The organism is Caldovatus sediminis, assembly GCF_014644455.1.
Classification (GTDB): domain Bacteria; phylum Pseudomonadota; class Alphaproteobacteria; order Acetobacterales; family Acetobacteraceae; genus Caldovatus; species Caldovatus sediminis.
Window position 1 is genome coordinate 224,781 of the sequence record NZ_BMKS01000001.1, and the last position, 24,988, is coordinate 249,768.

General features: G+C 75.3%; 28 protein-coding genes and 2 pseudogenes. 14 read left to right on the plus strand and 16 right to left on the minus strand.

What is annotated here, in order from left to right:
- The first annotated feature begins 155 nt into the window (after positions 1 to 155).
- Positions 156 to 572: an Hsp20 family protein gene (locus IEX99_RS01030; protein WP_188898242.1), complete on the plus strand. Its 417-nt coding sequence runs from the start codon at positions 156 to 158 to the stop codon at positions 570 to 572.
- 118 nt (positions 573 to 690) lie between these two features.
- Positions 691 to 957 (plus strand): DUF1150 domain-containing protein, encoded by a 267-nt coding sequence (locus tag IEX99_RS01035; RefSeq protein WP_229677726.1) that lies wholly within the window; start codon positions 691 to 693, stop codon positions 955 to 957.
- Positions 958 to 1,147: 190 nt separating this feature from the next.
- Here IEX99_RS01035 and IEX99_RS01040 read toward each other — a convergent pair whose 3' ends face one another.
- The 4 genes from IEX99_RS01040 to hflK all read right to left on the minus strand — a co-directional run bounded on the left by IEX99_RS01040 (position 1,148) and on the right by hflK (position 5,480).
- On the minus strand, positions 1,148 to 2,773 hold the full coding sequence (locus IEX99_RS01040) for a DegQ family serine endoprotease (protein ID WP_229677727.1): 1,626 nt from the start codon (positions 2,771 to 2,773) through the stop codon (positions 1,148 to 1,150).
- 180 nt (positions 2,774 to 2,953) lie between these two features.
- Positions 2,954 to 3,151 (minus strand): DUF2065 domain-containing protein, encoded by a 198-nt coding sequence (locus tag IEX99_RS01045; protein WP_188897539.1) that lies wholly within the window; start codon positions 3,149 to 3,151, stop codon positions 2,954 to 2,956.
- Positions 3,148 to 4,224, minus strand: coding sequence for a protease modulator HflC (gene hflC / locus IEX99_RS01050; RefSeq protein WP_188897540.1), 1,077 nt, complete (start codon positions 4,222 to 4,224; stop codon positions 3,148 to 3,150). The genes IEX99_RS01045 and hflC overlap by 4 nt, the downstream gene beginning before the upstream one ends.
- Positions 4,221 to 5,480 carry an FtsH protease activity modulator HflK gene (gene hflK, locus IEX99_RS01055; protein WP_188897542.1) on the minus strand — a complete coding sequence of 420 codons (1,260 nt, stop codon included), beginning with the start codon at positions 5,478 to 5,480 and terminating at the stop codon, positions 4,221 to 4,223. The genes hflC and hflK overlap by 4 nt, the downstream gene beginning before the upstream one ends.
- Positions 5,481 to 5,750: 270 nt before the next feature.
- Here hflK and IEX99_RS01060 point away from each other — a divergent pair, with 270 nt between their 5' ends.
- Both IEX99_RS01060 and IEX99_RS01065 read left to right on the plus strand, forming a co-directional pair.
- Positions 5,751 to 6,896, plus strand: coding sequence for an Mrp/NBP35 family ATP-binding protein (locus IEX99_RS01060; protein ID WP_188897545.1), 1,146 nt, complete (start codon positions 5,751 to 5,753; stop codon positions 6,894 to 6,896).
- A gap of 80 nt (positions 6,897 to 6,976) precedes the next feature.
- Positions 6,977 to 7,732 carry a TIGR02594 family protein gene (locus tag IEX99_RS01065; RefSeq protein ID WP_188897547.1) on the plus strand — a complete coding sequence of 252 codons (756 nt, stop codon included), beginning with the start codon at positions 6,977 to 6,979 and terminating at the stop codon, positions 7,730 to 7,732.
- A 127-nt stretch (positions 7,733 to 7,859) separates the two neighbouring features.
- On the opposite strand, the gene IEX99_RS01070 is transcribed toward IEX99_RS01065, so the two are convergent.
- On the minus strand, positions 7,860 to 8,126 hold the full coding sequence (locus IEX99_RS01070) for a hypothetical protein (protein ID WP_188897549.1): 267 nt from the start codon (positions 8,124 to 8,126) through the stop codon (positions 7,860 to 7,862).
- Positions 8,127 to 8,350: 224 nt separating this feature from the next.
- On the opposite strand from IEX99_RS01070, the gene IEX99_RS01075 reads away from it, so the two are divergent.
- Positions 8,351 to 9,538 (plus strand): acyl-CoA dehydrogenase family protein, encoded by a 1,188-nt coding sequence (locus IEX99_RS01075; RefSeq protein WP_188897551.1) that lies wholly within the window; start codon positions 8,351 to 8,353, stop codon positions 9,536 to 9,538.
- Between the two features lie 162 nt (positions 9,539 to 9,700).
- On the opposite strand, the gene IEX99_RS01080 is transcribed toward IEX99_RS01075, so the two are convergent.
- On the minus strand, positions 9,701 to 10,018 hold the full coding sequence (locus tag IEX99_RS01080; protein ID WP_188897553.1) for a hypothetical protein: 318 nt from the start codon (positions 10,016 to 10,018) through the stop codon (positions 9,701 to 9,703).
- Positions 10,019 to 10,371: 353 nt separating this feature from the next.
- Positions 10,372 to 11,007, minus strand: a complete 636-nt coding sequence (locus IEX99_RS01085) for an FMN-binding negative transcriptional regulator (protein WP_188897555.1) — start codon at positions 11,005 to 11,007, stop codon at positions 10,372 to 10,374.
- A 152-nt stretch (positions 11,008 to 11,159) separates the two neighbouring features.
- Between IEX99_RS01085 and IEX99_RS01090 the strand changes: the two genes are divergently transcribed.
- Positions 11,160 to 11,645: a group III truncated hemoglobin gene (locus IEX99_RS01090; protein WP_229677728.1), complete on the plus strand. Its 486-nt coding sequence runs from the start codon at positions 11,160 to 11,162 to the stop codon at positions 11,643 to 11,645.
- Between the two features lie 68 nt (positions 11,646 to 11,713).
- Positions 11,714 to 12,073, plus strand: coding sequence for a phage holin family protein (locus tag IEX99_RS01095; protein WP_188897557.1), 360 nt, complete (start codon positions 11,714 to 11,716; stop codon positions 12,071 to 12,073).
- Between the two features lie 124 nt (positions 12,074 to 12,197).
- Here the strand turns inward: IEX99_RS01095 and IEX99_RS01100 are convergent, their stop codons facing one another.
- The 3 genes from IEX99_RS01100 to IEX99_RS01110 all read right to left on the minus strand — a co-directional run bounded on the left by IEX99_RS01100 (position 12,198) and on the right by IEX99_RS01110 (position 14,207).
- The gene (locus tag IEX99_RS01100; RefSeq protein WP_188897559.1) at positions 12,198 to 12,623 is read right to left on the minus strand and encodes a hypothetical protein; all 426 of its coding nucleotides are present in this window, start codon (positions 12,621 to 12,623) and stop codon (positions 12,198 to 12,200) included.
- Positions 12,624 to 12,761: 138 nt separating this feature from the next.
- The gene (locus IEX99_RS01105) at positions 12,762 to 13,646 is read right to left on the minus strand and encodes an LLM class F420-dependent oxidoreductase (RefSeq protein WP_188897561.1); all 885 of its coding nucleotides are present in this window, start codon (positions 13,644 to 13,646) and stop codon (positions 12,762 to 12,764) included.
- A 132-nt stretch (positions 13,647 to 13,778) separates the two neighbouring features.
- Entirely contained in the window at positions 13,779 to 14,207 is a 429-nt protein-coding gene (locus tag IEX99_RS01110) for a nuclear transport factor 2 family protein (RefSeq protein WP_188897563.1), read from the minus strand.
- Between the two features lie 96 nt (positions 14,208 to 14,303).
- Between IEX99_RS01110 and IEX99_RS01115 the strand changes: the two genes are divergently transcribed.
- A complete protein-coding gene (locus IEX99_RS01115; RefSeq protein ID WP_188897565.1) occupies positions 14,304 to 15,062 on the plus strand; it encodes a TetR/AcrR family transcriptional regulator in 759 nt (252 codons plus the stop codon).
- Positions 15,063 to 15,089: 27 nt separating this feature from the next.
- Here the strand turns inward: IEX99_RS01115 and IEX99_RS22770 are convergent.
- Positions 15,090 to 15,326: pseudogene (locus IEX99_RS22770) on the minus strand (CoA transferase); the annotation flags it as partial.
- A gap of 25 nt (positions 15,327 to 15,351) precedes the next feature.
- On the opposite strand from IEX99_RS22770, the pseudogene IEX99_RS01125 reads away from it, so the two are divergent.
- The 3 genes and pseudogenes from IEX99_RS01125 to IEX99_RS01135 form a co-directional block, all read left to right on the plus strand.
- Positions 15,352 to 15,852 (plus strand): annotated as a pseudogene (locus IEX99_RS01125) (YcgN family cysteine cluster protein); the annotation flags it as partial.
- 134 nt (positions 15,853 to 15,986) lie between these two features.
- Positions 15,987 to 16,925, plus strand: a complete 939-nt coding sequence (locus IEX99_RS01130) for a dihydrodipicolinate synthase family protein (protein ID WP_229677729.1) — start codon at positions 15,987 to 15,989, stop codon at positions 16,923 to 16,925.
- Complete coding sequence (locus tag IEX99_RS01135) at positions 16,922 to 17,260, plus strand: cupin domain-containing protein (RefSeq protein WP_188897567.1); 339 nt, start codon at positions 16,922 to 16,924, stop codon at positions 17,258 to 17,260. The genes IEX99_RS01130 and IEX99_RS01135 overlap by 4 nt, the downstream gene beginning before the upstream one ends.
- 72 nt (positions 17,261 to 17,332) lie before the next feature.
- On the opposite strand, the gene IEX99_RS01140 is transcribed toward IEX99_RS01135, so the two are convergent.
- Entirely contained in the window at positions 17,333 to 17,623 is a 291-nt protein-coding gene (locus IEX99_RS01140) for a hypothetical protein (protein WP_188897570.1), read from the minus strand.
- Between the two features lie 728 nt (positions 17,624 to 18,351).
- Here IEX99_RS01140 and IEX99_RS01145 point away from each other — a divergent pair.
- From IEX99_RS01145 to IEX99_RS01155, 3 genes are all read left to right on the plus strand, one after another.
- Positions 18,352 to 18,969, plus strand: a complete 618-nt coding sequence (locus IEX99_RS01145) for a M48 family metallopeptidase (RefSeq protein WP_229677730.1) — start codon at positions 18,352 to 18,354, stop codon at positions 18,967 to 18,969.
- Positions 18,970 to 19,412: 443 nt separating this feature from the next.
- On the plus strand, positions 19,413 to 19,778 hold the full coding sequence (locus IEX99_RS01150; protein ID WP_188897574.1) for a hypothetical protein: 366 nt from the start codon (positions 19,413 to 19,415) through the stop codon (positions 19,776 to 19,778).
- Between the two features lie 297 nt (positions 19,779 to 20,075).
- A complete protein-coding gene (locus tag IEX99_RS01155) occupies positions 20,076 to 20,705 on the plus strand; it encodes a HupE/UreJ family protein (RefSeq protein WP_188897576.1) in 630 nt (209 codons plus the stop codon).
- A 76-nt stretch (positions 20,706 to 20,781) separates the two neighbouring features.
- Here IEX99_RS01155 and IEX99_RS01160 read toward each other — a convergent pair whose 3' ends face one another.
- The 4 genes from IEX99_RS01160 to IEX99_RS01175 all read right to left on the minus strand — a co-directional run bounded on the left by IEX99_RS01160 (position 20,782) and on the right by IEX99_RS01175 (position 24,837).
- Positions 20,782 to 21,177: an acyl-CoA thioesterase gene (locus IEX99_RS01160; protein ID WP_188897578.1), complete on the minus strand. Its 396-nt coding sequence runs from the start codon at positions 21,175 to 21,177 to the stop codon at positions 20,782 to 20,784.
- Between the two features lie 98 nt (positions 21,178 to 21,275).
- The gene (locus tag IEX99_RS01165; protein ID WP_229677731.1) at positions 21,276 to 22,649 is read right to left on the minus strand and encodes an MFS transporter; all 1,374 of its coding nucleotides are present in this window, start codon (positions 22,647 to 22,649) and stop codon (positions 21,276 to 21,278) included.
- 400 nt (positions 22,650 to 23,049) lie between these two features.
- Positions 23,050 to 24,300 carry an MFS transporter gene (locus IEX99_RS01170; RefSeq protein WP_188897582.1) on the minus strand — a complete coding sequence of 417 codons (1,251 nt, stop codon included), beginning with the start codon at positions 24,298 to 24,300 and terminating at the stop codon, positions 23,050 to 23,052.
- A 147-nt stretch (positions 24,301 to 24,447) separates the two neighbouring features.
- On the minus strand, positions 24,448 to 24,837 hold the full coding sequence (locus IEX99_RS01175) for a rhodanese-like domain-containing protein (RefSeq protein WP_188897584.1): 390 nt from the start codon (positions 24,835 to 24,837) through the stop codon (positions 24,448 to 24,450).
- Between the last annotated feature and the right edge of the window lie 151 nt (positions 24,838 to 24,988).

Sequence of the window (24,988 nt, forward strand, 5' to 3'; positions counted from 1 at the left end):
TCGGAACCGCGCGGGGTGCTTCGGGCCCCGCCGGACGCCCGCCGGCCGATGCCGCGCGAGGCGCGCTTCGCTCGCGACGAGGGGGCAAGAACGCCGTGACCCGCCATTCGCTGTTCGGCTCGCCGCTGTTCCTCGGCTTCGACCATCTGGAGCAGATGCTCGACCGGGTGGCCAAGAACGCCGACGGATACCCGCCCTACAACATCGAGCAGCTGCGCGACCCGAACGGGGGCGAGAGCCGGCTGCGCATCACCCTCGCCGTCGCCGGCTTCGGCATGGACGACCTGCAGATCACGCAGGAGGACAACCAGCTCGTCATCCGCGGCCGGCAGAAGGAGGAGGCGGCGGAGCGCGTGTTCTTGCACCGCGGCATCGCCGCGCGGCAGTTCCAGCGCGCCTTCGTGCTCGCCGAGGGCATCGAGGTGGAGGGCGCCTGGCTCGACAACGGGCTGCTGCACATCGACCTGCGGCGGCCGCAGCCGGAGAGCCGGGTGAAGACCATCCGCATCGCCGCCAGGGGCAACGGCGCCAGCCAGAAGCCGATCGTGGAGGGACGGGCCGAGAACGGGTGACCCTGGACTGAGGAGGAAGGACTGGCAGGGGCTGATCCGGGAGGGCCGCGCCGGACTCCCGCGAGCGTCAGCCCCCCGCGGGCCGCACGGACGGCCGCGCGAGGCAGGAGGACCGACGATGAGTCACGAGACCGACACCCCCGAGACCGAGCATCGCCCGGGCTGGCGCGCCCTTTCGGGCGCCGCCCTGAAAACGATGTCGCCGCATGACTGGGCTCGGTTCGGTGCGGGGGAGATCGCCTACATCCGCCCGGCCCTGGTCAACGGCACGCCGGGAGTGGTGATCCACGCCGCCGACGGCACGCCGATCGGCGCGGCGCCCGACGCTCGCCTTGCCGCCGCCGCGATCCGCCAGCACGAGATGGAGCCGGCGCTGCTCCACTGAGCGGGCCGGGCGGCGGAGTGCCGCCCGGCCCAGGCGCCCTGTGCGGCGGCGGGGCCGGCGGCCGCAGCGGCTGCCGGCACCCGCGCGATGCCGCGATCCTGGAACGGAACGCAGCGATACCCGATGCCGGCGCCGCCGCGTTCGCCCTCGCCTCGGCCGGGCACGGCGGCCGCGCCGCGCGGCCGGTTCCTCAGCCGGGGCTGCCGCGCTCCGCGCCGCGCAGGCGCAGCGGGACGAAGCGCTGCCCGCTCTGGCTCTCAACGAGCAGCAGGGCGGTGGCGCGGTTCTGCCGCCGCAGCCGCGCGATCTGCTCCTGCACGTCCTGCGGCGTGCTCACCTGCTGCTGCTGCACCTCGACGATGACATCGCCAGGGCGCAGCTCGCGCTCGGCGGCGGGGCTGTCCGGCGTGACCTCGACGATCACCACGCCGCGCTGATCCGGGCGCAGGCCGAACCGGTCCCGCAGCTCGGGCGAGATCGGCGCGACGCGCAGGCCGAGGCCGGAAAGCTCGGTCGGGCGCGGCGGCTCGCCGGGGGTCGCCGCGGCCTGCTGCGGCTCGGCCGGCAGCTCGCCGAGCGTGACCCGCACGGTCATCTCCCTGCCGTCGCGCCAGATCACCACCGCGACCTCGGAACCGACCCGGCTCTCCGCGACGATGCGCGGCAGGGCGCGCATCTCCCGCACCTCGTGGCCGTTGAAGCGCAGGATCACGTCGCCGGCGCGGATGCCGGCGCGGGCCGCGGGCCCGTCCTCCTGCGCGCGGGCGACCAGCGCGCCGCGCGCGCCGCCGGGAACGCGCAGCGCCTCGGCGATCTCGTCGGTCACCTGCTGGATGTTCACGCCGAGCCAGCCGCGGCGCACGCGGCCCGTCTCGCGCAGCTGGGCGACGATGTTCTTCGCGAGGTTCGACGGGATGGCGAAGCCGATGCCGATCGAGCCGCCGGAGGGCGAGTAGATCGCGGTGTTGATGCCCACCACCTCGCCCTGAAGGTTGAACAGCGGGCCGCCCGAATTGCCGCGGTTGATCGCGGCGTCGGTCTGGATGAAGTCGTCGTAGCGCCCGGCGCGGATGTCGCGCCCGCGGGCCGAGATGATGCCCGCCGTGACCGAGCCGCCGAGACCGAAGGGATTGCCGATCGCGAGCACCCAGTCGCCGACCTCGGCGGAGTCGGAGTCGCCGAACGCGACCGCGGTCAGCGGCTGCTCGGGCTTCACCCGCAGCACGGCGATGTCGGTGCTGGGATCGGTGCCCACCACCTCGGCGCGCAGCGTGGTGTTGTCGTGCAGGGTGACGCTGATCTCGTCGGCGCCGTCGATGACGTGGTTGTTGGTGACGATGATGCCCGAGGCGTCCACGACGAAGCCGGAACCGAGCGAGCGGGCGCGGCGCGGCGGGCGCGGCTGCTCCGGCTGGCCCTGGCCGGGCGGGCGCTGGCGGTTGAAGAACTCGCGGAAGAACTCCTCGAACGGGCTGCCGGGCGGCGCCTGCGGGATGTCCGGCATGTCCGGGCGCCCGGCGCGCGCCGCCGGCCGGGACTGGGTGGTCGAGATGTTGACCACCGAGGGGATGAGCTGGCGCGCCAGCGGCGCGAAGGTGTCCGGCCGGACGTGCAGCGGGACCGGCGTCGGCGAGGCCTGCGAGGCCGGCGGCGCCGAGGCGGCCGGCGGCGGGGCGGGCAGCGGGGCGGGCGGCGCCGGCACCGAGGGGGGCGGGACCGGTTGCGGCTGCGCCTGCTGCGCCGGAGCCGGAGCCTGGGCCAGCACCGGCGCGGCTGCCGTGAGGAGGGCGGCGAGGCTGAGGACGGCTATGCGCACTGGGGAGGCACCTCGATTGGAGAGACGGTGTCGTCGCCGATTAGGGCCGTTCCCGCGCCGAAGGGAAGCCGGAGGCGTGCAACGAACCGTGACGCGCGGCGGCGGCCGCTGCAAGGGCAGCGTCGGTCCCGGATGGATCCGGCCGCGGCGCCGCGCCGCACCGCCCCTCGCCCGCGCACGCTAGGCCGCGCCGCGCAGGGCCCAGGCGACGGCGATCCCGATCGCCGCCGCCACGAGGCCGCCGGTGCGCAGCCGCTCCTCCGGCGCCGCGAGGAGCGTCGCGAGGGCCCGGCGCATCGCCCCCGGGGCGAGGGCGTAGAGCAGGCCCTCGATGGCCAGGACCACGGCGACCGCCTGGAGCAGCGCCGTGACCGTCATTGCGCCGCCGGAGCGGGCAGTGCGGCCGCCGGGGCATCGGCGGTGGGCCCCTGCGCCCCGGCCACGCCCATGGCGCCCGCCGGCGGCGCAGCGCCGCCGGCGGCCGGTGCCGGCAGCGCGGCCGCGGCAGGCCGGGCCGCCGCGCCGGGCTGGGCCGCCGCGGCGGCGCCGGCCGGCGGCTGCGCGGCGACGACCGGCGCCGTGAGCGGGCCCGCCGGGCTCTCGCGGAAGAAGCGGAAGAACTCCGAATCCGGCGTCAGCACCAGCCGCGTCCCGCCCTCGCCGAGCGCTTCGCGATAGGCCTGCATGGTGCGCCAGAACTGGAAGAAGGCGGGATCGCGCTGGAACGCCTCGGCGAAGATGCGGATCGCCTCCTGCTCGCCCTGGCCGCGCAGGATGTCGGCCTGGGCCCGCGCCTCGGCCAGCAGCACGGTGCGCTCGCGGTCGGCGTTGGCGCGGATGCGCAGCGCCTCGCCCTGGCCCTCGGCGCGCTGCTCGCTCGCGACGCGCTGGCGCTCGGTCTGCATGCGCGCGAGGATCGCCTGGGTGTTCTCCTCAGGCAGGTCGGCGCGGCGGATGCGCACGTCCTCGACCTCGACGCCGAAGCGCCGCGCCTCCTCGTTCACGTGGTGGCGGATCTGGTTCATGATCCGGCCGCGGTCCTGCGAGAGCACGGCGAACAGCGGCTCCGTCCCGAGCACCCGGCGCAGCGCCGAGGAGACGATCGAGCGCAGCGTGGTGCTGAAGTTGACCTCGGTCCCGCGCACGGTCTGGAAGAACTCCAGCGGATCGGTGATGCGGAAGCGCGTGAAGCTGTCCACGATCAGCCGGCGCTGGTCGCCGAGGATCACCTCGTCGCCCGGCGAGGCGAGGTCGAGCAGGCGGCGGTCGAAGGTGATCACCGACTGGATGAAGGGCAGCTTGGCGTGCAGCCCCGGCTCGCGGATCACCCGCACCGGTTCGCCGAACTGGGTGATCAGCACCTGCTGCGTCTGGTGCACGGTGAAGAGCGAGGACAGCAGCGTGACGAGGGCGACGCCCGCGAGGACGAGCAGGGCGATGGCGCGGTTCATCGGGACAGTCCTCCCGTCGGCCTGCCGCCAGGCAGGAAGGATGATGGCTGGGCGCCGCCGCCCGTGGCCTGGCCCGCGGCGGGCACGGACACTTGGGGCGTGCCCGGCGGGCGGCCGGCCGGGGGCGCCGCGGGCGCCGGGCCGAGCGGCCGCCCGGCCTCGCCGAGCGGCAGGAACGGCACGATGCCCTGCAGCCGGTCGTCCACCAGCATCGTCGGGTTGCGCCGCAGGATCTCCTCCATCGTCTCGAGGTACATGCGCCGCACGGTGATGTCCCGCGCGGCCTGGTAGGCGGAGAGGACGGAGAGGAAGCGCTGCGACTCGCCGCGGGCACGGGCGATCTGGCTCTCGCGGAAGGCCTCGGCCTCCTCGATCAGGCGCTGGGCGTTGCCGCGCGCCTCCGGGAGGATGCTGTTGCGGTAGGCCTCGGCCTCGTTGCGCAGGCGCTCGCGGTCGGCGCCGGCGCGCTGCACGTCGCGGAAGGCGTCGATGACCTCGGCCGGCGGGTCGGACTTCAGCATCTGCACCTGGGTGATCAGCACCCCGGCGCCGTACTGGTCCATGATCGCCTGGGTGCCCTGGCGCACCTGCTCCTCGATCTGCCCGCGCGCCTCGGTCAGGGCGGGCTGGATCGGGGTGCGCCCGATCACCTCGCGCATCACGCTCTCGGCGGCCGACTTTACCGTGATCTCGGGGTTGCGGGTGTTGAACAGGAACTCGGCGGCGTCGCGGATCCGCCAGAACACCGCGAAGTCGATGTCGATGATGTTCTCGTCCCCGGTGAGCATCAGGCTCTCCTCGCGGACGTCGGTCTGGCGCTGCACGCGCTGCACCGGCCCGTCGAGCGGGGCGCGGAAGCCGATGTCGACGCGGTTGATGCGCGTCACGCTCGGCGTGGTCACGCTCTCGATCGGCCAGGGGATGTGGTAGTTGAGGCCGGGGCCGGCCCAGCGGTTGTAGGCGCCGAAGCGCATCACGATGCCGAGCTCGTCCGGCTGCACCCGGTAGAAGCCGGAGGCGCCCCACAGCGCGACGAGGGCGAGGGCGAGCAGCGCGACCCCCCGCCCGCCGCCGCCGCGCCGCGGCAGGAAGCGGCGCACCGCCTCCTGCGCCTGGCGGATGAGGTCGTCGAGGTCGGGACCGCGGCCGCCCGGCCCGCCGGGGCCGCCGCCCGGCGGCTGCGGCGGGCCCCCCCATGGTCCGCCGGGGCGGGGGTTGCCCCAGGGACTGGGTCCGCCGGGAGTGTTCCAGGGCATGCTGCGTGTCGCCTCCCAGTTCGTGGTCCGGTCGCAACGGGCGCTCGCCCGCCCGCACCGGCCGCGCGTCCCGCCGCATGCAGCCGGTCCGTCGCGGGGCGGCGAAGCCCCCGGGACACGGAGCGGTGCAGACGCGGCAGAGCCCGGCCATATATGCGGCCCCGGCCGGCGCCGGGCCATGCCCGCGGCGGCGGTGGCGCGGGCGGGCGCGGCCCTTCGCGACGGCGAAGCCCATCGCGATATTGTCGGGGATCGAGGGGTTTTCAAGCGATGGACGAAACGCATGCCGAGGCGATCCGCAGCGCGCTGCGCGCGCTGACGGACCCGGCGACCGGCCAGGACGTCGTCTCCGCCGGCATGGTGGAGGGGCTGACGGTGCGCGACGGGATGGTGCAGTTCGCGCTGCGGGTCCCGCGCGAGCAGGCGCGCGCGTACGAGCCGGTGCGCGAGGCGGCGGAGCGGGCGGCGCGCGCGGTGCCGGGCGTGCTGAGCGCGACCTGCGTCCTGACCGCGCACCGGGAGGCGGCAGCCGGGCCGCAGCGGCCGGCGGCGGGCCAGCCGGGCCGGCGCGCGGCGGCCCAGGCCGGGCGCGGGGCGGCGCAGGGGCCGATGCTGCTGCCGGAGGTGCGCGCGATCGTCGCCGTCGCCTCGGGCAAGGGCGGGGTCGGCAAGTCCACCACGGCGGTGAACCTGGCCGTCGCGCTCGCCGCGGAGGGGCTGCGCGTCGGGCTGCTCGACGCCGACGTGTACGGGCCGTCGCTGCCGCGCATGCTCGGACTGCGCGGGAAGCCGCAGGTCGCGGGGCAGCGCATCCTGCCGCTCTCCCGCTGGGGGCTGAAGGCGATGTCCATCGGCTTCCTGGTCGAGGAGGAGACGCCGATGATCTGGCGCGGCCCGATGGTGATGGGCGCGCTCGAGCAGCTGATGGGCCAGGTGGAGTGGGGCGCGCTCGACATCATGGTGGTGGACATGCCGCCGGGCACGGGCGACGCGCAGCTCACGATGAGCCAGCGGGTGCCGCTCGCCGGCGCGGTGATCGTCTCCACCCCGCAGGACGTGGCGCTGGCCGACGCCCGCCGCGGCGTGCGGATGTTCGAGCGGGTCAACGTGCCGGTGCTCGGCATCGTCGAGAACATGAGCTTCTTCTGCTGCCCGAACTGCGGCCACCGCACCGAGCTGTTCGGCCATGGCGGGGCACGCGCGGAGGCCGAGCGGCTCGGGGTCGAGTTCCTCGGCGAGCTGCCGCTGCGCCTCGCCATCCGCGAGCTGGCCGACGCCGGCACGCCGATCGTGGCGGCGCGGCCGGATACGCCCGAGGCGCAGGCCTACCGGCGCATCGCGCGGCGGCTGTGGGAGAAGGTCGCCGGCGGCGCCGGGGCGGCGCCGAGGCCCGGGCCGCGGATCGTGATCGACTAGGGCGGACCCGCGCGGCATATCATTCCTCCCGCGACGGGGTGGCGCGGAGGCGCGGCGCCCGCGGGGGGACGGATCCGGTCATGGCGAAGCAGCCGCTTTTCCGCGAGACGACAGGCTGGGCGGTGAAGAGCCTGCGGCAGGCGATGGGCGTCTGGAACGGCATGAGCCTGGTGGACAGCGACGTCTTCGACGCCACCCTCAGCACCTGCGTGCAGCAGTTCCGCGCGGCCTACGGCCTGCCGGCGAGCGACCACTGGGACTTCCCGGCCTGCTGCGGCTCGCCGCTGGTCTGGTGGGGGACGCGCTGCCCGTCCGGCACCTCGACCCCCTTCTGGTTCGACATCGCGATGTGCGAGATCGGCGAGCAGGAGGGGTCCGGCAAGGCGTCGAACAACCCGCGCATCGTCGAGTACCTGCAGCAATTCCAGCACCTGAACCGGTCCGGCCTCTCCGCCGTGGACGAGACGGCGTGGTGCGGCGCCTTCGTCGCCTGGTGCCTGCAGCAGGCGGGCGTCACCTCGAACGACTTCATCAACGGGAAGTACCTCGCCGGCGCGAAGATGTGGCTGCATGTCGGCGAGAAGCTGAACGAGCCGGTGCCGGGCTGCGTGACCGTCGTGTACAACGCCAAGGCGTCGTCCGCGACGACGGCCACGGGCTGGCACGTCGGGCTCTACGTGAGCGGCGGCAAGTCCGGGGTGACGCTGCTCGGCGGCAACCAGGGCAACAAGGTCTGCGTCGCGCCCTTCCTGCGCGCCAAGGGATGGAGCGTCGAGGGCTACCGCTGGCCCAGCGGGATGACGCTGCCGGCGCCGAAGGCAAAGGCCAAGCGGTAGGGCGCGGGAACGGGGCGGCGTCCGTCGCCGCGACGGGCGAGGCCGGGGCGCGGACCGCCAGGAGGTGCCGGAGGGCCGACCGGCTCCGCCTGGGCCGCGGCGGTTCGCGGACCGTAGGGACGGTATCTCACGCCCGCGGCTTGCCGGTCCAGCGCCCGAGGAGGAAGCCGAGGCCGAGACCGCCGAACAGCAGCACCCCGGCGTCGCCGAACAGCGCGTGGACGACCGGCAGCATCAGCAGCGCCGCCAGCGCGAGCAGCAGCGCCGCGCCCCAGCGGCCGAGCGCGGGCCGGCGGCGCCAGAGGGAGAGCGTGGCGGCGGCGCCCCGGCGGCCGGAACGACCGCGGCGCGGCGTTCCGCCCGCGCCGCGGGCGGCGGGCGCGACGCGGCTCATGGCGCCGGCGCCCGGGACGATCCCGGAGACTGCCGCGCGGCCTTCCGCCGACCGCTGCCGCGAGACGCCATGGCGCGCTTCTCCCCCCTCCGCCGCGCGTGGTTGACGCGGCCTGCATCGCCCGGAACCCGGAGGCGCGTCAACGCGCAGCGGGCGGGGCGGCGCGCCGCGGCTTGCATCCCGCCGTCGCGACGGGCGCAATGCGCGCCGAGGGAGGAGACCGCATGGACCCCATCACCGGACCCGAGCCCGCCGGACCAGGCGCCGCGCCGGCGCATCCGCTGATCGAGCGCGCGCGCGGCCTGGTGCCGCTGCTCGACTCGGCGGGGCCGCGGATCGAGGCGGCGCGCGAACTGCCGCCCGACGTGCTCGACGCGCTGTTCGAGGCCGACCTGTTCCGCGCGCTGCTGCCGCGCGCGCTCGGCGGGGCGGAGCTCGCGCCGCGCGTCTTCGTGGAGCTGACCGAGACGATCGCGCGCGGCGACGCCTCGGCCGCCTGGTGCCTCTGCCAGGGCGCGGTCTCGGCGATGTCGGTGGCGACCTACCTCGCGCCGGCCGTCGTCGCCGAGCTGTTCGATGGGCCGCGCGCCGTGCTCGCCTGGGGCGCGCGGCACGACCGCGCCCGCGCGGTCGCGGTCGAGGGCGGGCACCGCATCACCGGACAGTGGGGCTTCGCCAGCGGCAGCCGCCATGCGCGGCTGCTCGGCGCGCACATCCCGATCGCGCAGCCGGACGGCACGGTGAGGGACCGGACCTTCGTCTTCCCGCGGGCGAGCGCGCGGATCGTCGACGACTGGCAGGTGATCGGCCTGCGCGGCACCGGCAGCGACAGCTATGCCGTGGAGGACCTGTTCGTGCCGCTCTCGCGGAGCTGCGTGCGCGACGACGCCACGGCACGCACCCAGCCGGGGCCGCTCTACCGGCTGAACTCGCACCTGATGTACGCCGCGGGCTTCGCGGGCGTGGCGCTCGGCATCGCGCGCGGGCTGCTCGACCGGCTGCTGGCGCTGGCGCGCGACCGGCGGCCGCGCGGCCTGCCGATGCCGATGGGCGAGAATCCCGCCGTGCAGGGCCACCTCGCGCGGCTGGTGGCGCGCTGGCGCGCGGCGCGGGCCTATCTGCACGGGACGGTCGCGGAGGTCTGGGCCGAGCTGGCGCAAGGATGCGAGCCGAGCCTCGACCGGCGCATGGCGCTGCGGCTGGCGGCGACGCACGTGATCAACGAGGCGACGGAGGTCTCGGTCGCCGCCTACCGCGCGGCGGGGACCGGGGCGGTGCTGGAGTCGCAGCCCTTCGAGCGGCGCTTCCGCGATGCCTGCGCCGCCTCGCAGCACCTGCAGGGCCGGCCGGAACACTACGAGATGGTGGGACGGCACCTGCTGGGGCGGGAGCAGGAGACGCAGTTCGTCTGACGGGAGACGCGCCCGGGCGCGCCGGAACGGGGAGACGGCCGGGCGGTTGAGGGTAGCGGGAGCACCCGGCGCGCGTCCCGCTCCTGCGCCGGCGTGCGGCGCGGGAGCGGCGCCCCCGGCGGACGGGCCCGGGATCGCTGGCGGCGCCGATGGCTTCCGGCGTCATGGCGCGGGCGCGTCGGCTGGCTCCCCCGCCGACGTGGCAACGGCGGGCGGGAGCAGGTGCCGGATGCCGCGGGCATGGCCCTGACGGCCGCCGCACCGCGGCATGCGCGGCTGGCCCTGCCCTGCCCGCATGCCGACCTCTTCGGCCAGCCGGGGTCGAGCCGGCTTGCGAAGCCCTTCCGGCCCGATGACGAGGGGGCGGCCATCGAGCGGCCTCTGCGCGCGCTCGAACGGCCCGGCGAGGGCCGCGTCCTCGTCCATGGTCGGATCGGCGACCGCGCCGGCGTCGCGCGTGACGGCGATCGAGGGCGCCACGAACCCGTGGCGGGCAGCGGGCTGCCGCTGCCGATCGCCGAAAGCCCGTCGGGCGCGTGCCCGCGCCCCTGGCTGCGGGATCCGGCCTCCGCCCGCCCTGTCGGCGATGGCTCGGTTCGCCGCCCCTTCCCGTCTCGCGCAGCGGCGAGGCGCCGGGACGGCGACAAGGCCATGCGTCCGCACGCTCGATTGGGCCGGAACTGTGCGCGCATGCGCGATCGTCGCGATGCAGCACCCGATCGTGCCCAGGCCACGCGCGGGCGTCTGCGGTCAGGGGCCGGGCGCCCCGCGCGGCCCGTTCGCTTCCCCGTGTCCCGCGTCACCCGCGGGCGTGCCCTTGCGAGGGGCGCGCCTCACGCCTCCCGCATCGCCTCCGCCACCGCGCGGTCGCGCGGATCCGCGCTTGCGGAAAGCCCGGCGAGCACCCCGGCGCGGTCCGGCTCGCTGCGGTTCTGGCTCAGCTTGCGCTTGCCCTCGAGCGTCTCGATGCGGAGCGCCACGCCGACGATGCCGCGGAGCTGCGCGCGCACGAACTCCTCGGGCGCGTCCGAAACGGCCCAGGGCTCGGCGCGGCCCGCCTCGTGGCGCCGGGTCAGCATTTCGACCACGCGGCGCAGCCGCTCCGGCGCGTCGAACACCTCGACCGGTCCGCTCGCGTGCACGACCACGTAGTTCCAGGTCGGCACCACCTTCCCGTGGTCCGCCTTCGCCGGGTAGAGCGACGGCGAGACGTAGGTCTCCGGCCCCGCCAGCACCGCGAGCGCCCGGCCCGCCGCGGCCAAGCCGCGCCAGTGCGGATTGGCGCGCGCCAGGTGGCCGTAGAGGGTGCCGTTCGGCCCCTCCTCCGGCGCCAGGACCAGCGGCAGGTGGCTGGCCTCCGGCGCTCCGCCCTCGCATCCGTTGCTGACGAGCAGGGCCAGGCGCGCGGCCTCGATCATCGCCCGCAGCGCCTCGGGCCGGTCCTCGCGGAAGGCAGGCGGGTTGTACATGGCGCGGTCGGTCTCCCCGGGAGCGGGAAGGCGCCGTCCGTTCCGGCGCCTCGGCGGGACATGCCGACCATGCCGCGGACGCGGTTGCAAGGGCCGCGGCAGAACCGCATGTCCGCATGGCCTGCCTGCCCGAAGCCACCCCGGCCCCGACCTTGACGAGCCCGATTCCCGAAACCGCCGAGCGCCGCGCCGCCGTGGCCGCGGAGATCGCCGCCCGCACCGGCCTCGACGAGGCGACGCTGGAACGGGTGGTGCGCTCCTTCTACGGCACGGCGCGCCAGGATCCGCTGCTCGGCCCGCTCTTCGCCCACCTCACCGACTGGGAGGCGCACATCGGGCGGATCGTGGACTTCTGGTCCTCGGTCGTGCTGATGAGCGGCCGCTACCACGGCAGCCCGATGGCCGCGCACCTCCCGCTCGGGCTGGAACCGCATCACTTCGCCCGCTGGCTCGAGCTGTTCGGGCGCACCGCGGAGGCCGAATGCCGGCCCGAGGGGGCGGCGCTGCTCGCCGATCGGGCGCGGCGGATCGCGCGCAGCCTGGAGTTCGGCCTGGCGGTGCAGCGGGGCGAGCTGCCCCAGCGCCGCGGCGGGGCGGGCACCGCCGCCTCCGGCCGAAGCGGCCGCAGCACGGGGTGATCCGCGCCGGGGCGAACCGGGGCCGGGCCGGACGCGTTCGGTCGGCGACCGCAGGACGCCGCCATCCCATGGGATTCCTCGCCCGCACGGCGATCAACGCCCTCGCCCTCTGGGCGGCGACGGAGATCGTCCCCGGCATCCATGTCGCCGGCCTGGGCACCCTGATCCTGGCCGCGGTGGTCTTCGGCCTCGTCAACGCCGTGGTGCGGCCGGTCGCCGTGATCCTCTCGCTGCCGCTGACGCTGCTGACCTTCGGCCTGTTCCTGCTGGTGGTGAACGCGGCGATGCTCGGCCTGACCGCGCTGCTGCTCCCCGGCATGCGGATTGCCGGGTTCTGGCCGGCGCTGTTCGGCGCGATCGTCGTCTCGGTGGTGAGCTGGATCGCGGGCCGCGCCGTCGGCACGCAGCCGGACGGATCGGCGCGATAGCCGCCCGACGCGGGACCGTCCGAGGTCGCGGCCCGCTGGGGGGTGAGCCTTCCGGAGGCGTGGGCGGCAAGGCTGCCACCCGCCGGTCGGCGCCATCCTCCTCGCGCACCCCGCGGTCGGGCCGCTAGCCCCGGTGGTAGGGGTAGCAGCGGCCGCGATCGAGGGTCAGCCCGAAGTGCCTGCCCAGGTCGCGGATGGCGTCCGCATGCTCCGGGTAAGGATCGCTGTTCCCCGGGCCGACGATGATCGGGCTGAAGGCCCGGTCTTCCCGCCCCTGCGGGGGGAGCATCGCGGTCGCGAGGGCGTTCCCCTCGGCATCCCTCAGCGTCAGGAACATCGGCATGGTGCGCCGGATGTAGGCGGCGCGCCCGATGTCCTGCTCGACATACGGCCCCGGCGCCGGCGTGTAGGTCTGCGCCGCCCGCTCGTAGGCCCGGCGGAAGTGCTTCTCGACGGCATGGCGCATGAGTTCCGACTCCTGGGCGGCCTCCGCCTCCGTCTCGATCCGGAACCAGGTCTTCTGCCCCGTGGCGTCACACACGAACTGCATGACTCCTCCCCTGCGGACCGGAGGACAGTTTAGGGCGGATCAGGGCCGGGTCGACACGGCGCCGCGCCCGGGGCGGTGATGGTCGCGTGAGGAGCGGCCCCGCCGCGGGTGGACGCAGCCGCTCCCGGACCGCCGCGATCACGTTCCGGCGAAGGCGCGGATGACCGTCTCGCCGAAGCGCGGGAGGCTCTCCTCGAGGTCCGGCAGGAAGGCGGTGACGGGCAGCACGACGCGCCCGATGCCCCGCGCGCGGCGTTCCTCCACCGCGGCCAGCGGGTCCTGGCCGGAACTGGGCAGGGCGCCGGGGCAGCCGGTGATCATCTCGATGGCGGCGGGGTCGCGGCCCGCCGCCTCCGCGGTGCGGCGCACCACGTCGAGCAGCGGCAGGGTGTCCACCTGGGAGCCGATCGAGGGGAAGAAGCCGTCGCCGAGGCGGCCGGCGCGGCGCGCCGCGGCCTCGGAGTGGCCGCCGACGATGATCGGCACGCCCCGCGCCACGGGCTTGGGGTTGCAGCTCACGCGCTCGAACCTCACGAACTCGCCCGCGAAGCCCGCGCCGTCCTCGCGCCAGAGCGCGCGCATGGCGGCGACGTACTCGTCGGCGCGCCGGCCGCGCCGCTCGAACGGCACGCCGAGCGCGGCGAACTCCTCCTTCAGCCAGCCGACGCCGATGCCGAGCTCGATCCGCCCGCCGCTCATGTGGTCGAGCGTCGCGACCTGCTTCGCGAGCACCAGCGGGTGGCGCTGCGGCAGGATGATGACGCCGGTCATGAGGCGCAGGCGCGTCGTGGCCGCGGCCGCGAAGGCCATCCAGATCAGCGGGTCCGGGTAGGCGGTGGCGCGATTGCCCGGCAGCCGGCCGGTGGCCGAGTAGGGATAGGTGCTGGCGTATTCGTCCGGGATCACGACGTGGTCCACGGCGATGACCGAATCGAAGCCGGCCTTCTCGGCCAGGCGGGCCAGCCGCGCCGCGCCGGCGGCGTCCGGGAAGGTGTTGTTCCCGAAATGCAGCGCGAATTTCATGGCGGCCCTCCCTGCGAATCGCGTTCCGACGAGGCGCCGCCATGCGCCGGCGCGCTCCGGGCGCAGCATCGCACGGGACGCTCCGCGGATGGAGCCGTCATCGGAGGGCGCCGCGCCACGCCCCGCCGCGCCTCAGCCGGGCGCGCAGCCGAGCTGCCGCTGGATCGCGGCGAGGTCGCACCAGACGTTCTCGCGCGCGATCTTGCCGTCGCGGAATTCGAAGACGTGGAGCAGCCGGAAGCTCACCGGGCCGCTCCTCCCGTCGCAGAGGAAGGGCCGGCCGTCGGCGATGTGGCCGTGCCAGACCGCCTCGTCCACGACGAACCCGTCGCCGTACAGCCGCCGCACGGGCGTGACGCTCTCGCCCTTCAGGTCGCGGAAGAGCATCTCGTAGAAGGCGCGGATCCGCGCGCGGTCGTTGAGCGGCCCCATCGGGGAGGGGATCACCTCGTGCTCCGCGTCCTCGGCGAGGCTGCCGAGCACGGCCTCGACGTCGTCGGTCGCCTCGTAGGCGAAGTGCTCGTTGATGAGCTGGTCCACCTGCTCGCGGGTCATGCGCATGGGGTCGGCCCTCCGGGGTCGTGGGACTTGCGTCCCTTCGTGAGACGAAAGTATCATCATGCGATGTCGATCTCAGGTCAAGGGGATTCCGGGGCCATGGACAAGATGTCGGGGGCGCCGGTCCAATCGGACCCTCGGGCCAACCAGAAGGAGCGCACGCGCGCCGCGCTCGTCGCCGCCGCGGCGGAGCTGCTGCGCCGCGGCGCGCCGCCGACGGTCGCCGAGGCGGCCGAGGCGGCGCGCGTCTCGCGGGCCACCGCCTACCGCTACTTCCCGACGCAGGAGGCGCTGCTGCTCGAGGTGGCCGAGCTCGCCCCGGCCGTCGCGCCGGTGGAGGCGACGCTTGCCGCCCTGCCGGAGGGCGATCCAGAGGCGCGGCTGCTGCGGCTGCTCGACGCCTTCGTCCCCGTGCTGCTCGCCGAGCAGGTGCCGATGCGCAGCGCGCTCCGCGTCTACCTCGACAACTGGCTCGCGAGCCGCCGCGCCGGGGAGGAGGCTCCGCCCCTGCGCGAGGGGCGCCGGCGGCGCTGGCTCGACACGGCGCTCGAGCCATTGCGGCGGGAGCTGCCGGAGCGCGACTGGCTCCGCCTGCGCGCCGCGCTCTCCCTCACCCTCGGCATCGAGGCGGTGGTGGTGATGAAGGATGTCTGCCGGATCGAGGACGACGAGGAGGTGCTGGAGGTCCTGCGCTGGGCGGCGCGCGCCCTGCTGCGGGCAGGGATCGAGGAAGCGCGTCCGCGGCCGGTGGCGCGGGCCGACGGGACGCGCCGCCGCCGCGCCCGGGTCGGCTCTACGGGCGAGTCCGAGAGCTTCACGGGGCAGCCCACGGTCTGGAATGCGCCGCGCGTCGGGTAGTCGAGGTCGAGGATCATCTCGCGCCCGCAGGTGCGGGCCGGCCAGCACCTCGCCGGTGTCCTGGCAGGCGCCGCAGGGGACGCAGGCCTCACCCATCAGCCGCATGACCTCGTGCTTGCCGCGCTGGCGCGTCCACGCGCCGATGATGGCGTCGAGGACCTCGCGGGCCTCCCGGCGCGCAGGGGCGGGCCGTGCCGGGCACGACGCGGCCGAGCCGGTTGCCGGCGCGCGGCGCGACGGCGCCCGCCGGGCGCTTTCCGCCAGCGCCGCGCGGCGCTAGGGTCCGGCCGTGCCCTCCGCCGCCGCCCCCGCGCCGTTCTGGCGCGCCAAGACCCTCGAGGCGATGACCCGCGCCGAGTGGGAGTCGCTCTGCGACGGCTGCGGGCGCTGCTGCCTGCACAAGCTGCGCGACGACGAGACCGACGCGCTCGCCTTCACCGCGGTGGCGTGCCGGCTGCTCAACCTCGCCACCTGCCGCTGCGCCGACTACGAGAACCGGCGGAAATGGGTGCCGGACTGCGTGAAGCTGACGCCGCGGCGCGTCGCCGCCGCCGACTGGCTGCCGCCGACCTGCGCCTATCGCCTGCTGGCGGAGGGCAAGGACCTCCCCTGGTGGCACCCGCTCGTCTCCGGCGACCCGGAGACGGTGCACCGGGCCGGGGTGTCGGCGCGCGGCCGGGCGGTCCGCGAGCGCGACGCGGGCGCCTTCGAGGACCACCTGGTGGCCTGGCCCAAGCGCTGGCCGACGCGCACCGCCGGCCCGCCGCCGGGGCCGCTGCGGCGGCCGGGCTCGCCCGCGGGTGCGAGGACGCCGGGGGCGGGCCCGCGGACGGTGGTGCGCCGGGTGCCGGCGACGGCCGCCGCCGCGGCGCGCGGGCGGCCGACGGACAGGAACGGACGGAGATAGGAGCGGGACAGACCCCCATGCAGGACGCCCTCTTCGGCGGCATCAACGCCGCCGCCCTCACCCCCATGCACCCGGACCTCTCGCCCGACCTCGAGCGCATGGCGGCGCATTGCCGCTGGCTGCTCGCCAACGGCTGCAACGGCCTCGGCGTGCTCGGCACCACCGGCGAGGCCAATTCCTTCGGCCTGCACGAGAGGAAGGCGATCCTCGAGGGCCTCGTCGCCCGCGGCATCCCGGCCGGCGCGCTGCTGCCCGGCACCGGCTGCGCCGCGCTCACCGACAGCGTGGAGCTGACGCGCCACGCGGCGGCGCAGGGCTGCCGCGGCGTCCTCGTCCTGCCGCCCTTCTACTACAAGAACCCGAGCGACGACGGGCTGTTCGCCTACTTCTCCGAGCTGGTGAACCGCACCGGCGGGGCGACGCGGATCTACCTCTACAACTTCCCGCAGCAGAGCGCCGTGCCGTTCTCGCTGGCGCTGATCGAGCGGCTGCTCAAGGCCTTCCCGGGCGTGATCAAGGGGGTCAAGGACAGCTCGGGCGACTACGCCAACATGAAGGCGATGATCGCCGCCTTCGCCAAGGACGGCTTCGAGGTCTATTCGGGCAGCGACGAGTTCGTGCAGCGCATCCTCGCCGACGGCGGCGCCGGCTGCATCACCGCGGCCTCGAACATCAACGCCCGCTTCGGCGCGGTCGTCTACGCCAAGCGCACCGGGCCCGAGGCGGACGCGGCGCAGGCGGTGCTGAACGCCTCGCGCAAGGCGGCGACCAGCGTGCCGCTGATCCCGGGCCTGCGCGAGATCATGGCGCGCAGCACCGGGGATGCCGGCTGGCGCACCATCCGGCCGCCGCACCTGCCGCTCTCGCGCGAGCAGGCGGAGGCGGTCTGGGCGGCGCAGCAGGCGGCGGGCGTGCTGCCGCTGCCCGGCCTCGCCCCGGCGAAGGCCGCCGAATGAGCGAGGGGAAGGGCGGGGCGGCGCGCGAGCCGCTGCGCTGCCGCCCGCCGGCGGTCTGCACCCTGCAGCACGACGATGCGCATGTGCGCGTCTCGCGCTGGGATTTCGCGCCGGGCGCGGAGACGGGCTGGCACCGCCACGGCCTCGCCTATGTCGTGGTCCCGGTCACCGACGGCACGCTGCTGCTCGAACTGCCGGGGGGCGAGACGGCGACGGCGGCGCTCGCCGCCGGCGTCAGCTACGCGCGCGCGGCCGGGGTGGAGCACAACGTGGTCAACGCCGGGGCCGCGCCGCTGAGCTTCGTCGAGATCGAGCTGAAGCAGCTGCCGGGATAGGGGGCCGCCGCCCTCACTCCGCCCCGGCCCGCCCCGGCTGCGGCCGTGGCCGCGGGGAGGGGCCGCGCGCCATCAGGGCCAGCCCGACGAAGACCAGGCTGGTGGCAGGTACGGAAGCCAGCCCGGCACCTCGCCGAACAGCAGGAAGCCCCAGAGGAGCCCGGACAGGGTGACGAGGTAGCCGACCTGGCTGGTCACCACACCGCCACACGCCGCGAGCGAGCGGAAGTAGAGGAGGTAGGCCAGCGCAGTTAGCCCGGCCTGGAGCGGCGCGATCGCCGCCACCCAGCCGCCGGGTCCCGCCGGCAGCCACAATTGCCCGCTCAGCGCCGCCATCGGCACCAGCGCGGCGTGCCCGCGCACAGCGTTCCCGCGGCGAGCGGCAGGGGCGGCGTCCCGCGCGGGGCGAGCCGCACCGCGGCGACGTTGGACACCGCATAGCAGACGGGGGGGTGAGCGCCATCGCCAGCGCCACGCCGGCGAGCCCCAGCGCCGTGCCGGCCGGCCGCCCGAGGCCCGGCCGCTCCAGGCCGATGGCGGCGGCAAAAAGCGCGGTCAGCATGGGAGAGGGCGGAATGAGCAGGGCGAACAACCCGGCGGGCGCATATTGAAGGCCGGTCAACGCGAACAATTTGGTTGAAGGCCGGTCAACGCGAACAGATTGGCCAGGGCAAGGCCGCTCGCCCCGGCCAGGGCGTCATGGCGCAGATGCGCCCGGCCCCGGGGCACCCGCCTGGCCACGGGCCCGGCACACGACGAGCAGGATCGCGGCGCTTCCGGCGGCCGCGGCCAGCGTGACCAGGAGGGGCGGCCGGCCGCCCGAGGGGATCAGTCGTTTCGCCAGCGGGGGGTGAGCCCCCAGATCGCCCCCAGGGCGAAGAGGGTCGGCAGCACCCCGCGGACGATTCGGGCACGGGCACTCACATCGTTTCGCAACAGATCGTGTCAACCCATTGATCCGGAACCGGCGAGCAGGCCATCCTGGTGTCATGGACCCGTCGCATCCTGAAACCGTCGCGTTGCCCCTGCGAGCCTCCTCTCCGCCGGTGGAATGTCCCGTGCGCTGGCGGCGATCAGCGCGCGCGCGCCGGGTGTCGCTGCGGATCGACGCGCGGGCCGGGGCCGTGGTCGTGACCCTGCCGCCACGCGCCGGCCGCCGCGCGGGCATGGCGCTGCTGACCGCGCACGCCGCATGGGTGATGGAGCGGCTCGGCGCCCTGGCCCCCCACATCCCCTTCGTCCCGGGGGCGGCGGTGCCGCTCGGCGGCATCCCGCACGTCATCCGGCATGCGCCGGAGCTGCGCGGCGGCGTGATGCTGGCCGACGGCGAGATCCTCGTCTCCGGCGCGCCGGAGTTCCTCCCCCGGCGGGTGGGCGACTTCCTGCGCCGCGAGGCGCGGCGGCGGATCGGCACGCTGGTCGCGGGGCATGCCGCGGCGCTCCGGGTCAAGCCCAAGGCCATCCGGCTGAAGGACACGCGCAGCCGGTGGGGGAGCTGCGCGCCGGACGCCACGCTCGCCTTCTCCTGGCGGCTGGTGATGGCGCCGGACTGGGTGCTGGACTACGTCGTGGCGCATGAGGTGGCGCATCTGCGCGAGATGAACCACTCGCCACGCTTCTGGGCCGAGGTGGAGAAGCTGACGCCGCATCGGGAGGCGGCGGTGGAGTGGCTGCGCACCCACGGACCAGCCCTGCTGCGGGTGGGATAGCGGTCGAGCGGCGGCGGCCGCCGCCCTGCCTGCGCCGGCCTGCGAAGGGTCCGCTTCGCGGCTCGCCGGGCGGGCCGGTCGGGCGGCACCGGCACGGTGCGCCGCCGGACGCGGAGGTTCGCGCTGCGGCGGCGGACTGGAGGAGCACCTCTCGAGCTTCGGCCTCCTCCCGGGGGCCGACGACATCCTCGCCGCCGCCGCGCTGGCCGCCTGGTTCGGCCTGACGGACCCCTGGCCGGTCGGCGCCCCTCTTCCTGCGGTGACCCCCGCCCTCCGCGCTCGCTCCGCCAGGCGCGGGGCTGGCGCCGGACCGTTTCGCGGGCGCTCGGGATATCGCGGCGCCGGAGCGCGTTGAGACGGGGGTGGTGCCCGGCGGCGGACCTCCGCTCCGCCCGCCTGCCCATCGCCGCAGGAGCGGCCCGGAGAGGACCATGCCGAACCATATGAGCAGCGGCATCGAGGGCGTCTCGATCGCCGTCACGCCCATGCATCGCACCGAGGATGGGCTCTGGGAGAACGGCCCGCGCGAGGGTGCGCGCTTCTTCCTGGTGGAGTTCGTGCGCGGCGACGGAGAGGACGCCGAGGTGATCCTGGAATGCCGCGACGAGCGCACCGCCGCGCTCGCCGCGCGGATCGCCTCCGCCACCGTTGCCGCCCTGGGCCTGGCTACGCTGGGCGACAGCCTCGACGTCGAGGCCTTCGACGACCAGACCGCCGACATCCTCGCCGACAACCCGACGCCCGAGGTGGCGGCACCGTCGGGCGAGTGGCGCGCGCGGGACGACGATCCGGAGGAGACCGCGCCCTAGGGGCCGCTGCCGCGCGCAGGCCGCCCGGTCGCGGCGCCTCGCATCGCGGTCGGGCGTCCGGCGGCGAGGACAGAGCGCTCCGGCGCCGGCGCCTTGCGCCGCGCCGGCGCTGTCCCGTGCCGCCCCGGGCCGGCGCCCGCCTGGGCCGCAGCCGGCGAGGACCTCCCCCTCGGGGAGCAGCGAGCGGCGGCCCCCGCGGAAGTATCTGGCGCCCCCGGACCCCTGGCGCGGCTTGCCCCTTCCCCGCTCTGCGGCGAGCATGGAAAATCGCCTCTGGCACCGGACGGGAGGAAGCCGATGGGTCTGCGCCGCGCCGCCGCTTGGGCGGCCGTTCTCGGGGTGCCGGGGCTCGCGCATGCCCACCATGCCATGGACCGCGCGCTGCCGGTGACGGATTGGCAGGGCTTCGTTTCCGGACTGGCCCACCCGGTGATCGGGCTCGACCATCTCGCCTTCGTCCTCGCCGCCGGCGTTCTCGCCGCGGAGGCACGTCGCCGGCCCGGCGTCCTGGCGCTGCTGGCCTTCGTGGGCGCGGGGGCGGCCGGCACCGGCCTGCATCTCGCCGGCATCGGGCTCGGGCCGGTCGAGGCGATCGTGGCCCTCACCGCCCTCGGCGCCGGCCTCGCGCTCGCCGCGGCACCGGGCACGCGCCGCCCCGGCGGCGGCGCCCTCGCGCTCGCCTTCGCGATCGCCGGCCTGTTCCATGGCCATGCCTACGCGGAGGCGGTCGTCGGCGCGCAGCCGGGGCCGATCGGCGCCTACCTGGTCGGCCTCGCCATCGTGCAGGGGGCGATCGGGCTCGGCGCGATGGAGGCGGCGCGGCGGCTGGGGCGTCCGGAGGCGCTCGGACCTCTGCTGCCCCGCCGTGCGGTGGGCGTGGTCTCCGCCTTCGTCGGCGTCGTCGCGCTGGCCGGCGCGCTGGCGTAGTCCGCGCCTCGGCCTCCCGCGTGCGGCCGCGAGGGGGGGCCGAGGCCGGAGCGCGCCGGGTCCCGTTCGCGGGCGCCTATGCCAGCGCCGCGCGCAGCGGGTCGGGGATCGGCACCGGGCGGCGCGTGGCGAGCCGGACGAACAGGCCGGTCTGCCTCGCCGTCGCGTGCACGCGACCCGTGCCCGGGGAGACGAACTCGGCGGCCACCGTCCAGCGGACCCGCCCGATCGCGGCGACGGACATACGCCCTTCCGGCCGGTCGTGGATCGTCAGCGCGTCGCGGTAGGCGATGTGGGTCTCGAGCAGCACGGGCCCGAGCCCGTCCGCCACCATGCGGTCCAGCGGGTAGCTGCGCGCGAGGAGTTCCACCCGCAGGTCCTCGAGCCAGCGGATGTAGACGATGTTCGAGACGATCCCCGCGAAGTCGATGTCATAGGTCCGTATCGGGAAGGTGAGGCAGATCGGGTCCATGGCGCCGCGCCCGGTTGTCGCCTGCGCGAGCCTATCGCACGGCGCCGCAACAGCCGACGGCTTGCCCGGGACGCCGCCGCCCGCCGCGCGCCCGCATGCTACCGGCGCTCCCGCCCGGCCACCTCCGCGCCGGCATCGGCCGGCAGACGGGCGAAGAACGGGGCGGCGGCGAGCGCGACCAGCCCGCCCACCAGGAAGCCCGCAGCGAAGTCCGCCGTCTCCAGCCCGTGCCGTCCGGCGAGCGCCGCGCTCCCCTCCAGGCTCGCCGTCGCCAGCACCACGGCGAGCGCCGGGGCGAGCTGCTGCACCGTGCCGTAGAAGCTCGTCGCCGCCGAGAGCTTCGCCTGCGGCACCTCGGCGAAGGCGAGCGTGTTCAGCGCGGTGAATTCCAGGCTGCGCGCCAGCCCGCCGAGGGCGAGCACGACGAACACCGCCGCCACCGGCCAGGCGGCGGAGAAGGTCGCGCACGCCGCGATCCCCGCGGCCGAGAGCGCGGCATTGCCCACCAGCGTCGCGCGGAAGCCGAAGCGGTGCAGGATCGGCCGTGCCAGCGGCTTCATGGCGAGCGCGCCGAGCGCGGTGGCGAAGGAGACGAGGCCGCTCTCCGCCGGCCCCCTGCCGAAGCCGAGCTGGAGCACGAGCGGCACCAGGAAGGGCGTCACCCCCGCGCCGATGCGGAACAGGCTGCCGGCGAGCACCGCCTTGTTGAAGGACGGGATCGCCAGCAGGCCGAGGTCGAGCGCCGGGCGCCGCGCGCGCCGGCAATGCCGCAGCGCCGCCGCGCCGAGGGCGAGCCCGAGCGCCAGCGCCGCGGCCGGCACGGCGGCCGGCAGCACGCCGCGCCCCACCGTCTCCAACCCGAACATGAAGCAGGCGAGGGCGAGGCCGAGCAGGGTCAGCCCCTTCGAATCCGGCGGCCCCGGATCGCCCGGCGGCACGGCGGGGATCTTCCAGGCGACCAGCGCCAGCCCGATCAGCCCGATCGGCAGGTTGAGGTAGAAGACGAAGCGCCAGCCGAGCGTCTCGGTGACGAGCCCGCCGAGCGGCGGCCCGGTGATCGGGCCGAGCAGCCCCGGCACGGTCAGCCAGGTCATCGCCGAGAGCAGCTCCTCCTTGCGCACGCGCCGCAGCAGGAGCAGCCGCCCGACCGGAACCATCATCGCCCCGCCCAGGCCCTGCAGCACGCGCGCGGCGACGAGTTCGCCGAGGCCGGACGCCCTCCCGCAGAGCAGGGAGGCGAGGGCGAAGACCGCGATCGCCGCCATGAACACGCGCCGGGCGCCGAAGCGGTCCGCGACCCAGCCGCTGACCGGGATGAAGACCGTGAGGGCGACCAGATAGGAGGTGATCGCCGCGCCGAGGCGCGCCGGATCCTCGCCGAGGTCGCGCGCCATCGCGGGCAGGGCGGTGGCGATCGCCGCGCTGTCCAGGTTCTGCATGAACAGCGCGCTCGCCACGATGGCGGCGATCATGCGCGGATCGGAGGCGGCGCGGCCGTCGACCTCGGGCGGGGATGGCGAGTCGCGCATGGCACGAGGCTAGCAGTCCGTCGGACCCCCATGCGCCCCGGAATCCGGCAGGCTGCCGCTCGTCGCTGGCGGGACGGATCCGCATCTCCGACCGGTCCCGGCCGCCTGCGATCAGCCCTGCGGGAGCGGCGGATGGGGGTGAAGGCAACGGCCCGAGGTTCGGCCGGGGAAGTCAGGGCACGCCCGGGACTCCGAGGCACCGCGGGGCGGACCAGCCCGATAGAGACTCGGCCCCGGATCCCATCACGGCGGGCGGCCCATGGGCCGGCGCCAGACAGCCCCGACCATGCCGCCGGGTCGCGGATGGCGGCCGCGCGGCCGGCCTGCCACCGGAACGCCGCCCTTACGGGGCGGCCTGCCGGGGCTCGGGCTGCAGCCGCAACCAGGCCACCGCCGCCGCCGCCACGGCCAGCAGGACGATCGAGAACCAATTCAGCAGGTACCAGCCCAGGTGCTCCTGCAGGAAGCCGGCCATGAAGCTCGCCGTCGCCGTGGTCCCGAAGACCAGGAAATCGTTCAGCGCCTGCGCCTTGCCACGCTCGTTGGGGCGATAGCAGGTGGTGACCAGCGTCGTCGCGCCGACGAACAGGAAGTTCCAGCCGACGCCGTTCAGGGTCAACGCAATACGGAAATGCCACTCCGTGAGTCCGGCCAGGCCGGCCGCGACACCGAGCAGCAGGAGGGCGATTCCCCAGGCCATCACCGTCGTCGTGCCGTACCGGCCGATGAGGTTGCCGGTGAAGAAGGACGGCACGAACATCCCCATCACGTGCAGGAAGATGACCCAGTGCGCCTCCGTGTGGGGAAGCCCGCACGCGACGATGGCCAGGGGCGACGCGCTCATCAGGAAGGACATGGTGCCGAACGCCACCATGCCGGCGATCGCGGCCGCGGCGAAGCGCGGCTGCGACGCGATCTCCCACAGGGGCCGCGGCGGCGGCGCGCGGCCCGCCCCGGCGTCCCCGCCCCCGCCCGCCGGCGCCGCCGCTTCCTGCGGGTTCGGGAACCGGATGAACGACAAGATCGTGAAGACGACGACGTGCAGGCCGACCAGGGCGGCGTAGGTCGCCAGGTAGAGCGGCACCCACTGGTCGTGCGTCCACCGGACCAGGCTCGGGCCGACCACCCCCGCGACGACGCCGCCCGCGGTGACCCAGGCGATCGCCTTGGCGCGGTGCGAGGGCGGCACCAGCTCCGCGGCGGCGAACCGGTACATCTGCAGGCACGCCACCGCATATCCCAGGATCAGGCCGCCCAGGCACATCGCGATGAAGTTGGCCGAGTAGAGGCCATAGCCGACGATACCGGCGCCCGCCATGCCGAACACCGAGCCGACGCGGAATCCGAAGCCCCTGCCCATGCGCTGCATCAGCAGGGACGCCGGAAAAACCCACAGCATGACCCCCAGGTGCTGCATCGTGACAGGCAGGGTCGCCAGGTCGCGATGGGCGTAGAACGTCACCACCGAGAGCGCCGTGGCCGCGAACATCATCGTGTTGCCGGCCTGGCCGACCGCCTGGCAGCACGCCAGGAGGAAGAGGTTGCGCCGCATCCGCGGGTCGAGGCGCGCCGTCGTCGGACTTGGCTGTCTCATCGAGTCACGTCGTTCCGGCTGTCGGGTAGCGGTCGGGAGGGCCTCGACCTGCTTCGGGCACGCGATGCCGCGGTGCGGGCAGGCCGGCGGGGAGCGCCGCGAGCCCGGCCGTGAGCGAAGGGCGCTGCCCCGGCGCGCGCGGGCGGCTCAGCGATGCGGCGGCGGCATCTCCACGGGACCGCCCGCCCCCTTCCAGGCCGTGAAGCCGCCGCCGATATGGGCGACGTTCGGAAGACCCATGTCCTGCACCGTCTTCGCGGCGAGGGCCGAGCGCCAGCCGCTCGCGCAGTAGAACAGGAAGCGCCTGGGCTCGGCGAACACCGGCTTCGCATAGGGGCTTTCCGGGTCGACCCAGAATTCGAGCATGCCCCGGGGGCAGTGGAAGGACCCCGGTATCCGGCCCTCGCGCTGGATCTCGCGCGGATCGCGCAGGTCCACGAACACCACGCCGGCGTCCCCGTGCAGGCGCAGGGCCTGCTCCACGGGCAGGGTCTCGACCTCGGCCTCGGCCAGCAGCGCCTTGTAGCCCTTCTTCACCGGCGGCCTCCCGAGCCACCATGCGCCGGCCGCCGACGGCCGTCCGTCGCCATCGCCTCGCGCCGGCGAGCCCGACCGCCCGGATGCGGGCCTGCGGCCCCGCGCGACGGCCCGGCGATGCCGGCCGATCGGATTCGCTGGCGGCGGCGCG